This window comes from Exiguobacterium sp. S3, assembly GCF_018617295.1.
In the GTDB taxonomy this organism is placed as follows: domain Bacteria; phylum Bacillota; class Bacilli; order Exiguobacteriales; family Exiguobacteriaceae; genus Exiguobacterium; species Exiguobacterium profundum.
In genome coordinates, this window is the sequence record NZ_JACSJW010000001.1 from 616,477 (window position 1) to 628,615 (window position 12,139).

The 12,139-nt window shown below is 48.7% G+C and carries 12 protein-coding genes; 2 read left to right on the forward strand and 10 right to left on the reverse strand.

Annotation, left to right across the window (positions count from 1 at the left end; translation table 11 throughout):
* The first annotated feature begins 157 nt into the window (after positions 1-157).
* On the forward strand, positions 158-1,138 hold the full coding sequence (gene glpX / locus KNO65_RS03230) for a class II fructose-bisphosphatase (protein ID WP_214781623.1): 981 nt from the start codon (positions 158-160) through the stop codon (positions 1,136-1,138).
* A gap of 44 nt (positions 1,139-1,182) precedes the next feature.
* Here glpX and KNO65_RS03235 read toward each other — a convergent pair whose 3' ends face one another.
* The 8 genes from KNO65_RS03235 to KNO65_RS03270 all read right to left on the reverse strand — a co-directional run bounded on the left by KNO65_RS03235 (position 1,183) and on the right by KNO65_RS03270 (position 8,135).
* Positions 1,183-1,854, reverse strand: coding sequence for a DUF975 family protein (locus KNO65_RS03235; RefSeq protein WP_074036376.1), 672 nt, complete (start codon positions 1,852-1,854; stop codon positions 1,183-1,185).
* A 103-nt stretch (positions 1,855-1,957) separates the two neighbouring features.
* Positions 1,958-2,263: a hypothetical protein gene (locus KNO65_RS03240; RefSeq protein ID WP_214690691.1), complete on the reverse strand. Its 306-nt coding sequence runs from the start codon at positions 2,261-2,263 to the stop codon at positions 1,958-1,960.
* A gap of 158 nt (positions 2,264-2,421) precedes the next feature.
* Positions 2,422-2,790 (reverse strand): YutD family protein, encoded by a 369-nt coding sequence (locus KNO65_RS03245; protein WP_214781625.1) that lies wholly within the window; start codon positions 2,788-2,790, stop codon positions 2,422-2,424.
* Between the two features lie 48 nt (positions 2,791-2,838).
* Positions 2,839-4,179 (reverse strand): bifunctional metallophosphatase/5'-nucleotidase, encoded by a 1,341-nt coding sequence (locus KNO65_RS03250; RefSeq protein WP_251131632.1) that lies wholly within the window; start codon positions 4,177-4,179, stop codon positions 2,839-2,841.
* A gap of 15 nt (positions 4,180-4,194) precedes the next feature.
* A complete protein-coding gene (locus tag KNO65_RS03255; protein WP_214781629.1) occupies positions 4,195-5,040 on the reverse strand; it encodes a DUF72 domain-containing protein in 846 nt (281 codons plus the stop codon).
* Between the two features lie 11 nt (positions 5,041-5,051).
* Positions 5,052-6,233: an MFS transporter gene (locus KNO65_RS03260; protein WP_159562595.1), complete on the reverse strand. Its 1,182-nt coding sequence runs from the start codon at positions 6,231-6,233 to the stop codon at positions 5,052-5,054.
* 105 nt (positions 6,234-6,338) lie between these two features.
* Complete coding sequence (gene brnQ / locus KNO65_RS03265) at positions 6,339-7,658, reverse strand: branched-chain amino acid transport system II carrier protein (protein WP_214781631.1); 1,320 nt, start codon at positions 7,656-7,658, stop codon at positions 6,339-6,341.
* A 204-nt stretch (positions 7,659-7,862) separates the two neighbouring features.
* A complete protein-coding gene (locus tag KNO65_RS03270) occupies positions 7,863-8,135 on the reverse strand; it encodes an acylphosphatase (protein WP_214781633.1) in 273 nt (90 codons plus the stop codon).
* Positions 8,136-8,227: 92 nt separating this feature from the next.
* Between KNO65_RS03270 and KNO65_RS03275 the strand changes: the two genes are divergently transcribed.
* The gene (locus tag KNO65_RS03275) at positions 8,228-9,610 is read left to right on the forward strand and encodes an alanine/glycine:cation symporter family protein (RefSeq protein WP_214781635.1); all 1,383 of its coding nucleotides are present in this window, start codon (positions 8,228-8,230) and stop codon (positions 9,608-9,610) included.
* A 35-nt stretch (positions 9,611-9,645) separates the two neighbouring features.
* On the opposite strand, the gene KNO65_RS03280 is transcribed toward KNO65_RS03275, so the two are convergent.
* Together KNO65_RS03280 and sufB are read right to left on the reverse strand one after the other, a co-directional pair.
* Positions 9,646-10,629, reverse strand: coding sequence for an L-lactate dehydrogenase (locus KNO65_RS03280; protein WP_159562599.1), 984 nt, complete (start codon positions 10,627-10,629; stop codon positions 9,646-9,648).
* Positions 10,630-10,741: 112 nt separating this feature from the next.
* Positions 10,742-12,139, reverse strand: coding sequence for a Fe-S cluster assembly protein SufB (gene sufB / locus KNO65_RS03285; RefSeq protein ID WP_012726850.1), 1,398 nt, complete (start codon positions 12,137-12,139; stop codon positions 10,742-10,744).

Sequence of the window (12,139 nt, forward strand, 5' to 3'; positions counted from 1 at the left end):
ATGATCCCCCCTGCTGTTAATACTAATGCTTTTTCGGTCAGGAGAAAAGAATCTGTCCTATTTACATCATTTATAAAATTGTGATACACTAATCAACGGATTTAAGCCGTAAAAAGTATAACACATTTAATAGAGATAACGTGGAGGGTACAACACTATGGAACGTGAATTAGCATTAGAAATCGTACGAGCAACGGAAGCCGCAGCACTCGCATCTTCGAAATGGATCGGACGTGGGCAAAAGAATGAAGCCGATGACGCAGCTACGTCAGCGATGCGCGAAGTTCTCGGAACAGTGAACATGGATGCGACGGTCGTCATCGGAGAAGGTGAGCTCGATGAGGCACCGATGCTCTACATTGGGGAAAAACTCGGTACGACGTTCGGTCCGAAAGTCGACATCGCCGTTGATCCGCTCGAAGGTACATCCATTGTCGCAAAAGGACTCGGAGATGCGATGGTCGTCATCGCTGTTGCGGATGAAGGTGCCCTCCTCCACGCACCAGATATGTACATGGATAAGCTCGTCGTTGGGCCGAACTTAAAAGGAAAAGTCTCGCTCGATGAACCACTCGAGTCGATCATCGAAAAAGCAGCAAAATATAACAATAAACGCATTGAAGAAGTGACGGTGATCATGCAAGACCGCGATCGCCACAAACACCTTCGCCAAGCCGTCATGAACGTCGGCGCACGCGTCAAATTGTTTGAGGATGGCGATGTCTCGGCCGGAATCGCAGCTGCCGTCAAAACAAATCCGATTGATATTTTCATCAGTACAGGCGGTGCTCCTGAAGGCGTCATCACGGCTGCAGCTGTCAAAGCGCTTGGCGGAGACATGCAGGCCCGTCTTCACCCGATGAATGAAGAAGAATCTGCACGCGTCATCTCGATGGGCATTGAAGATCCGCTCCAACTCCTCACGCTCGACGACCTCGTCAAGAGTGATGACTGTATCTTCGCCGCAACAGGTGTCACGTCAGGTGAGTTGCTCGATGGCGTCAAATTCTTAACAGATGATATCGTCGAGACGACATCACTCGTCATGCGCTCGAAGACACGTACGATTCGTAAAGTCGTGGCCGAACACCACTTGTCGTTGAAACCATACTTACAAAAAACTGAAGTCAACGCCTAATCAAAAACGCCTTGCTCAATCACTTGAGCGAGGCGTTTGTTTCTTTAAAATCCTTGTTCTGTTCCGTGCACTGGCTCATTCGAATCAACTTGCTTGTCTCGAATCGAATCGTAGAACGTCGCGTATGTCGTCGAGAAGTAAGGTCCGATGAAGAAGAACCCGATCCCGAGCGTCAAGATCCCGACGAGGAACCAACCAAAGAAGGACAAGACGAGCATGAAGGCTTCCATCTTGTGCCCATCCATGAGACGACGTGATTCTGTGATCGACTCGAGTGCGGAAAGTTCAGGCTGATCGCGCAAAATGTACGGCGTAAGTGAATATGAGAATCCTTTGATGATTCCCGGTACGATGAGTAACAACGTCCATAACACGAGGAATACCCCCATCACAAACGAGGTGATGACATGTTTGAAGTAACGTGTCTGGAACGGCTTGAACAGCGTTGAGAGCGAGGCTCCTTTCTCACGTGATACGTTGAGAGCAAGCCACGACCAACCGATCGCAAGTGGGGCAATTAAAATTTGCAGAACGTTCGATACAAAGCTCAAAGTGACTTCTGTCGATGTGAACGGTTCTGGCGAGTTGACGTCCATTTCAGGCGCAAACCATTGCGGAATCCCGTTAATAATGAGGAACAAGAGTGCCAATCCGGCCATCAACCACCATTTTCCTTTCAAGGCGTGTCGTGCATGTTGTTTCCATTCAGATCTCATAGTAATCCATCCTTTTTCGTAGTCTTTCTATTAGTGTACGTGAAAAGGTGACCATACGTTTCAAAAAAACATAAAAAAAGGGAAAGGAATTTTTCCTTTCCGCTTAGCGAATCATCACATTGCCTAAAAAGAACTGAGACATGGACAAGATCAACAACAGCACCCCGAGTGATAACACAAGGTGAGATGTGACTTTGAAGACACGGCCTCGCAAGAACGAATGGCCATATTCAAAGCGACGGATGATCAACACATGAAAGAGTTCAAATAGAATGACTGCCGCCGTAAAATAAAAGGTCATCATGATATGGAAACCAAAAAAGAACATGGCCAATATCCCGAGTCCGAAGTTATGAATTCGATTATGGACGTCATCCCGATCCCCGACGGTCGTTTGTACATGTTGCATCCAAATCACCTCACTATCAAAACCAAAAAACGACGAAACTATCGTTAATGACAATTTATCACATTTTTCCAACCTCAAAACCGGAAGTCACGACTTTTTACCTAAACGAAATATTTGGAAATCAAATGTAATAAAAAAAGTGCTGACGGCTCAGCACTTCACACGTTTGATTCATCGTTCTTGTTAAACTTACGCTTCAACTTCAGTTTTTGCTTCGTTCCCCCAAAGACGGGTCCACTCTCTTCTTCGTTGATTTCCGTTTCTTTTTTCAAAACGAAATAAGGACATCCAAAGTTGCAATATTCGTATACGTAGTCCATCACGTGATCAATTCGGTTCTCATAGGTCGCCAATTTAGATTGCGGTTCATAGAATCCCTTCAATCGCAACTGACCATGCCCCCAATCACCGACGATGTAATCGTACTTATCTAGCACGTCACTATACCGTGCGATAAACGCCTCTTCATCGAACCCGTCCCGTTTTTCTTCCAAGACGGTATATCCGTGGCGATTCACTCGAATCATCGCTCCCACCTCCACTCTGTTATCATAGCATGCCCTCATCGATGCACTCTATCCTTTTCGAATCACTTCATGACGGGCGACGATTGTTTCTCGTAATACATCTCGCAGAAGTTCGGGCATGAAATATCGCTTCGGTTGGTCTGCCAAATAAGGAAGAAGCGGACCGAATGTCAACATATCGACCGTTGCGACACGATATGTCTGATTTAAATCCAATCGTTCCCCCATCACATAAGTCTGACCGTCACGTTGTTCGATTTGATAGAGACTCGGTTCTCCGAGAACGGTCCCTCTGAACCCGAGACCTCTGACATGCATATTCGTGAACGTTTCTTCATTAGTATCGTGAAGGAAACGCGACAACGTTTCACCGTCCAATGTCAGCACACAAGGGTTGATTGGATGCGGACAGATCCGATGCAACATGTTGAGCGTCACCCCACCCGGTGCAAGGCCTTCTAGCACAACCCCAGATGGAATAATCCCAACATCCGCCGCACACCATTCGACCATCCCTTCGACGAGTAGGTCACCAAGTGGAGAAGGTCCGAACCAATCGGAGGCGTATCCATCCGTCTCTGCAATCGTGACATCAAGAAGGCGTTCGGCATCTGCCCCTTCTGTGCGCAACAACGCCAACGTGTCTGGACTATCCGATTGCTGAGACAGTTCGTGAAGGCGCGCTTCTTTCGATACGATTCCTGACTCGCCAAGCGTCAGTGTGACTTCACCGACGTACTTCCCATATTTTCCGGCCTGTGCAATCAACACACCGTTCGTCATCACACCTTCATCTAAAACATGATGTGTATGCGCACCGAGAATGACATCGATTTCAGGAAACTTTTCAGCTAATCGCTCATCTCCAAAGAATCCAAGGTGACTGAGCGCGATGATGACATCACAATGCGCCAACTGTTTCAGCGCTCGCTCCGCCGCCTCGTAAGGCGATTCAATCTGCCAGCCGAGCTCTGGGTATAACTCTTCATATGGAGCGGTCACACCAAACAGACCGATCTGGAAACCATCTTTCTCAAGAACGAGCGTCTCATCGACCCAATTCGGTCGTGACCCGTCTGCTTCATATACATTCCCAAGTAAGATGGGAAATGTTGCTTCGTCATACAGTTCGGCTAGCCAATCATGAGGAAAAGTGATTCCTTCGTTGTTTCCGATGGTGACCGCTGTCGGACGGAGTTGCTCGAGCAAACGAACATTCAACTTTCCACGTGTCACTTCGGTCGCCGGGTGGGTGCGGTCGGCATGATCTCCTAAATCAAAGTACAGCGTGTCGTCAGTCCGATGTTCTTCTAGAAATGAAACAAGTTTCGGCCATTGGTCGAACTTTGAATGAAGATCGTTGTAATGAAAAATAGACAGTGTCGTCATGGCCATCCCTTCCTTCTAAAACAAACTGATTTGTCTCGGCGCGAGTTCATATTCAAGGCCAAGAATCTCAATGAGTCGCTTCGCATTCGGTGCTGCATCCCCAGCCGAGTTGTTGTTAAAGTATACATACACGTCTTTCGCATCACGGTCAATCTCACGAAGTGAGGTCGCCAATTCTTGCAATTCTTCCTCGCTATACCGGTACAGACAGCGAACATGCCGCCATTCTTGACTCGTCATTCCAGGTTTTTTGAGCCATCCTGACGTATTGCGTCCATGCAATCGAACGACCGCAACATCAGGATGCGTCACGACCGGTACGAACGGGATGCTGCTCTCTTTCGTTTGCGGTTCATCGCAAATCGTGTTGATGAACCGCTGCTCCTTCAAAAATTGAAGCGTCCGGTCCCGGAACGCTTCTGAGAACCAGGTCGGATTGCGGAACTCGATGGCAATCTCGTAATCTGACAGCTCGGCACGAAGCGTTCTCAAATAATCCAGGTGTGGCTTTGACACATCGAACCACGGCGGCAATTGAACGAGCACAGCCCGTAATTTCCCCGCTCGTTTTAACGGATCGACCGAGACGCGATAACGCTCAAACAGTTCAATCAAAGGCGTTTTCGGCTCACGATCATGTCCGCTCATTTCCCTGGAAACTTTCACAACGAATTGAAAATGATCCGGTGTTTCCCCATCCCATTTTTCGAAATTTTTCACAGGTTGAATCGCATAGAAGGTCGAGTCGACTTCAACAGTCGGGAAATGTCCCGCATATGTCGATAATTTATGTTTTCGTTCTTCTGGGGTCGTATACAGCAAATCGTGGTCACCCCATCCGGTCACACCTACATAGATCATAGCGTCCTCCTTTACGATTCTGAAATGGCGGCCGCTTTCCGTTTCGACCAGTTCCATGTGCCCATGTATGTGACGAGCAATAGGACGAGTCCCATCATGAACGGATAGCGCATATCAATATCAAAGGCGATTCCCGCCAATGTCGGCCCTAAAATATTCCCAATACTCATATAAGCGTTGTTCATCCCCATGGCAAGACCTTGCTCGTTTCCTGCAAGTTTCGACACGAGCGTGTTCAACACCGGTCGTAAAATAGATGTCGATAAGAAAATCACGAGTGTCACTGCGAAGAAGAGCATATACGTACCAGCGAACAAAGATAACAAGAAGCCAAATGAGGCGAGCGCGATGAAAGCAAGTACGACCTTGGTCTCACCCAACCATTCGACGAGACGGTCCACTGCAAACAATTGAACGATGACACTCACAATCCCCGTTCCGGTTACCATGATGGCAATCTCTTGTGGTGTCGCACTGAACATCTCACTGACATAGAGCCCAAGTACCGATTCATACGCCATCAGACCAAACGCCATGACGAGGTTGATGACCAATACGAAGAAGTACGGTTTTCGCGTCGACATGACCAGCTGCGTCGGTAAAGACTCTTTAATCTTAGGCGCCACGTATGGAGCACGGTCAGGCTCCTTAAGAAGAAGCACAGACGAAATGACAGCAATAAACGATACAATCGCTGAAACGAGCAACGGTGTCTTCAAGCCGAATTCAGCAAAAAAGCCACCAATCCCTGGTCCCACTACAATTCCAAGCGACATTGCCGCGGAAATATAACTGTTTCCTCGAGCTCGTTGCTCGAGTGTCGTGATATCTGCCACATAAGCGAAGATGGCAGGAATCAAAAGCGCTGCACCAACACCCCCGATGGCACGAGAGACGAGAAGAATTGTCAAATTATCCGATAGATAGAAGACTCCCATCGAGATGGTGAATCCGATCAGACCGAGAATGATCATGAGTCGGCGGCCGTGGACGTCCGCCCATTTCCCGGCAATCGGTGACATGACGAGCTGGGCACCCGCAAATACGGAAATCATGAGTCCGGCGGCTGTCCCTCCCTCGCCAATCATCTTTAAGTAATCCGGAATAATCGGGATGATGATCCCAAATCCGGCGACGGCGATAAACATGTTCAACATGAGAATCGCCAATTGATTTTTTTGTTTTGTCGTCAACGAATGTCACTCCCTTTTCATCTTTCCATTTTACTGTTTGAGCTCACATCCAGGCAAACAATAAGACAGAAAAAAGCCCATCCTTGACTAAAGGATGGGCGAGACTTATGAGATGCGTGATTGAGCGAGTGATTCTTGTGACGTTCCTTTCGGAAGAAGAAGCGTGATCGCATAGACGATCATCGTCGGAACTGCCCAGGCAAGTCCGATATCCGCCATTGGTAAGTTTCCAATCCAAGAAGTAACCGCAGAAGGCTGGATGCCGTTCCACGTTTCAAAGAACGAGAGAACGAGCGCCGTGTAAATTGTCGCTTTCATCGCCACACCGGGGTTTCGTTGAAGTCGTTCCGTCACCGATATGAGCACGAGTGCGATCATGACCGGATAGAGGAGCGTGAGAAGCGGCACGGCGATTTGAATCAACGAGCTCAAACCGACGAGTGAGATCATGAACCCAAACAATGTTGTCGCGATGACGACATGATGATATTTGAGAGAATCAAACTGGTTGCTGATGAAGCGTGAGAACTCTGAGATGAGTCCAACTGCTGTCGTCAAACAAGCGAGGAAGACCGCTAACCCGAGTGCGAGCATTCCGACTTGGCCGTAAGACGTACCTGCGAACGCTTGGAGAAGGCTTGCGCCACTCGTCGTTCCTTCTGCGACTGTCATATTCGCACCGATCGAACCGAGCGAGATATAGACGAGCATCAAACAGGTAACGGCAAGCATCCCTGCAGAACGAAGGAGCGAAGACGCTTCTTTTTGGTCACTCAACCCATTTGCTTTCAACGTGACGAGGACGATTGCCCCAAAGACGAGGGCCCCGAATACATCCATTGTCAAATAGCCTTGTTGGAAACCTTGGCCGAGTGCGCCCAACCATGTCTCAAACCCTTCCGCTGGAGCTCCAGGCTCTCCGAGAGGCGAGATGAGGTTTGTGATCCCAATCGCTGCGAGTAAGAACAAGAGGATTGGTGTGATGATGCGTCCGATGACTTCAATCAACTTTTGAGCACGGAGCGTCAAGAAGAACGTCAACCCGAAAAAGACGGTCGAACTCATCGCGAGTGTCAAAGTAGAAGGCGTATCGAGAAACGGGACGAGTCCCATTTCATACGTGACGGCAGCCGTACGCGGAATTCCGAAGAATGGTCCGATGGCTACATACATCAATCCTGTCAAGATAAGCGCGAGACGCTTTGGAATATAACGAGCAATTTGGTCTGTCCCACCGCCGACCCGAGCGACTGCGAACAAAGCAAGAAGCGGTAAACCGACACCCGTAATGACGAACCCGATCATCGCCGGTACGAGGTTTTCCCCCGCCAAGGCGCCGAGCTCTGGTGGGAACAGTAAGTTCCCGGCCCCAAAGAATAAAGCAAAAATCGTAAACGCTAACGGGAACAATGTCGATTTTTTCATACAACTACCTCCATACACTTGATATTCCGAACGACTTAACAAAAAAATAATAACTAAATTTTCTGACAATATATCGCTTGGTCTATTTCATTATACACACTTCCTATCGTTTGACCACCCCATCTCAAAAATTCAAGGTTTAATTTTTTGAAATGTAGATTTCATAAAAAAAATCTCCCTTCACACATAGGGAAATGTAAGCGGTTAATAGCGTATGTCGAACGAGCGAAATTCCTGATCGTTCGCTTCCGTCTCTTCGATTCGTTCGACACCGACAAAGCGATTGGCATCCTTCAACGTCTGCTCGAAGGCGTCGATTTCTTGCTCGGTTCCTTCCGCATGTAGCTCGACTGTCCCGTCACTTAGATTGCGAACCCATCCTTTGATGCCGAATCGTTGCGCGGTCTCCTGTGAAAAATATCGAAACCCCACGCCTTGGACACGTCCAGATACAATCAAACGTTTAGCAACTCTCATTCTATTTTCCTCCTTTATTTTGTCAAAGATGTTTAGAGGTCCTTACTTTAGGAAACAGTATTTAAGTAAAATAATGGAATTGGAGTGGTTGTATGAATGAATTTATTACTCTTGTCACGAACGTTTCCGACTGGCTTTGGGGCGTACCGATTATCTCGTTACTCGTTTTATCCGGTATCTTCCTCACCATCAAGCTCGGTTTCTTTCAGTTTCGTTACCCCATCTACATATTCAAGCAAACATTCGGCAGCATTTTCAAAAAGCCGAAAGGTGAAGGCGACATCAGTCCGAGACAAGCGTTGACGTCAGCCCTCTCTTCAACAGTCGGGGCCGCGAACATCATCGGTGTACCTGCAGCGATTATGTTCGGGGGACCGGGTGCCATCTTCTGGATGTGGGTCATCGCTATCATCGGCATGGCCATCAAGTTCTCAGAGAGCGTACTGGCCGTGCACTATCGTGAGAAGAATGATGCCGGCGAATTTGTCGGGGGACCGGTCTACTACATATCAAAAGGACTTCGTTGGAAGTGGCTCGCGACGTGGTTCGCCTTCGCTCTCATGATCGAACTCATTCCGAGTATCATGGTACAAGGAAACGCTGTCAGCTCGGCAGTCCGTGAGACGTTCAATGGGAACACGCTCATCACGGGGATTGTCGTCGCTATTCTTGTGGGCATCATCGTCTTTGGCGGAATGAAGCGCATCGCGAAAGTCACCGAGATCGTCGTCCCTGGCATGGCACTCGTCTATGTCGGAGCCGGACTCGTCATCGTCTTGATGAACTTCTCTGAGATTCCAAACGTTCTCAGTCTCATCTTCTCTTATGCATTCGAGCCGATGGCCGCGTTCGGTGGGTTTGCCGGTGCCGCCGTTGCTGAGACGATTCGTTGGGGCTTCGCCCGTGGACTCTATTCAAATGAAGCCGGTCTTGGAACGGCACCTATTGCCCACGCCGCGGCACAGACGGACCATCCGGTGCGCCAAGGGTTCTGGGCCGTCATCGGGATCGTCATCGATACGCTCATCATTTGTAGCACGACCGCATTCGTCGTCTTGTCTTCAGGTGTCTGGACGGCAGACGGAGTGATGGATGACCCAGCAGCGTTGACGACGATTGCTTTCAATGAATACTTCGGTTACACGGGAAGCTTACTCGTCACCATCTCACTCATCTTCTTCGTCCTCTCGACCATTATCGTCATCATCTTTTACGGCTCGCGACAAGCCGAGTACTTATTCGGTTTGACGGCAGGAAAAATCATGAAGGCCGTTTATATCGTCTCGATTGTCATCGGTTCGATTGGAGGCGCTCAGATGATTTGGAACTTCCTAGACTTGATGCTAGCGATGATCCTCATCCCGAATATGATTGCCGTCTTGCTTCTAAGTGGTGAAGTGAAACGATTGACAACCGAGTTCTTCACATCCGAGAAGTATTACAAGAAAGATATCGCCGAAGAAGAGGCGTCTTAACCAACAATCCGACTGCCTAAGCAGTCGGATCTTTTTTAGGATGCGGGCTCGACTTTCTCAATCCCTGCTTTGATAGTTTGTACCGAGGCGTCAAACTTCTGTTGTTCTTCGTTCGTCAATTCAATCTCGATGATCTTACGAATGCCGCTTCGGTCAATCAAGGCCGGTACGCCAATATGCACGTCACTCGCCCCGTACTCGCCGTCTAGGTGAGCGCCAATTGTCACGACGGAGTTTTCATTTCGGACGATGGCCCGGATGATGCGAAGCAAGCCTACCCCAATCGCATAATAGGCGGCGTTCTTATGCTCGATGATCTGGTAAGCAGCGTCGCGTACGTCCGCATAGATCGCTTCTAAGTCTTCGAACTGATATTTCTCGTTCTCCGCCAATAGTTCATCGATACTCTTCCCATAGATGCGTGCGTTGTTCCATGCGACAAAGCCCGTATCCCCATGTTCACCCATATAGTAGGCGTGGCAGTTTCGTGGCGATAGTTCGAAATAGTCTCCAAGTTTGTAACGGAGTCGTGCTGTATCGAGGACCGTCCCTGAACCGATGACGCGTTCTTTTGGTAAACCCGATGCTTTCCAGGCGACGTGTGCCATCACATCGACCGGGTTCGTCGCGACGACTAAAATGCCGTCGAACCCGCTCTTCATCAAGTCTTCGGTCACGGTGCGGACGACCTTGGCGTTTTGCTCGACGAGGTCCATCCGTGTCTGCCCAAGTTTTTGTGCGGCTCCTGCCGTGATGACGACGATATCTGCGTCTTTACAATCCGAGTAGTCCCCTGCCCAAATCCGGACCGGTGTCGGGGCGAATGAGATCCCATGATTGAGGTCCATCGCCTCTCCTTCTGCCTTGGCATGATTCGAGTCGATTAAGACGAGCTCCTCGCAAAGCGCAGCCGTGGATAATTGATAGGCGAAACTGACGCCGACCCAACCTGCACCTATGACGGCGATGCGAGTGATGTCTTTCGGGTCAATCTCATCTTTATGCGGAATACGTGACATGTGTATCCATCCTTTCTATGATTCTTTCTCTTTTTTAGCATACCCTACATATGGCATCGACATAACAAAAAAAAACGGACCCCTTTTTACAGGAAATCCGTCATTCAAGCAATTATCCAATCGAACCTTCCATCTCGAACTTGATGAGACGGTTCATTTCGACCGCATATTCCATTGGTAATTCTTTTGTGAATGGCTCGATGAAGCCCATTACGATCATTTCTGTCGCTTCTTCTTCCGAGATTCCACGGCTCATGAGGTAGAAGAGTTGCTCTTCTGACACTTTTGAGACTTTCGCTTCGTGCTCGAGCGACACTTGGTCGTTCAAGATTTCATTGTACGGGATCGTATCTGAAGTCGACTCGTTGTCCATGATGAGCGTGTCACACTCGATGTTCGAGCGTGCGCCCTTCGCCTTACGGCCGAAGTGGACGATTCCACGGTACGATACTTTTCCGCCTTGTTTCGAAATCGATTTTGAGACGATAGACGACGACGTGTTTGGTGCGAGGTGAATCATTTTAGCGCCAGCGTCTTGGTGCTGTCCTTTACCAGCGAGGGCGATTGAGAGTGTCATCCCACGTGCGCCTTCCCCTTTCAAGATGACAGCTGGGTATTTCATTGTGAGTTTCGATCCGATGTTTCCATCGATCCACTCCATCGATCCACCCGCTTCACAAACTGCACGTTTCGTTACCAAGTTGTAGACGTTGTTCGCCCAGTTTTGGATCGTCGTGTAACGGCAATATGCATCTTTGTTGACGAAGATCTCAACGACCGCTGAGTGAAGCGAGTTCGTTGTGTAAACCGGTGCCGTACATCCTTCGACGTAATGAACCGATGCGCCTTCGTCGACGATGATGAGCGTACGCTCGAATTGACCCATGTTTTCCGAGTTGATGCGGAAGTAGGCTTGGAGCGGTTGCTCAAGTTTTACGCCTTTTGGTACATAGATGAACGAGCCACCCGACCAAACAGCTGAGTTGAGGGCCGCAAACTTGTTGTCCGTCGGCGGAATCAACTTCCCGAAGTACTCTTTGAAGATCTCTTCGTCTTCTTTGAGGGCTGTGTCTGTATCTTTGAAGATGACACCTTTTTCTTCGAAGTCTTCTTGCATGCTATGGTAGACAACCTCAGACTCATACTGAGCCGAGACACCTGCCAAGTATTTTTGCTCTGCTTCTGGGATACCGAGCTTGTCAAACGTACGTTTGATTTCTTCTGGTACCTCATCCCATGAGCGTTCTGTCTTTTCAGATGGTTTGACATAGTACGTGATTTCGTCGAAATCAAGTGCCGAGAGGTCTCCGCCCCATGTCGGCATCGCCATCTTGTTGAAGTGATCCAACGACTTCAAACGGAAGTCGAGCATCCATTGTGGCTCTTCTTTCATGCGTGAGATCGTCTCTACGATTTCTGTCGTCAAGCCACGGCCTGAACGGAAAATCGAAACGTCCCGATCATGGAAGCCGTATTTATAATCGCCAATTTCCGGCATGTTCTTTGCCAT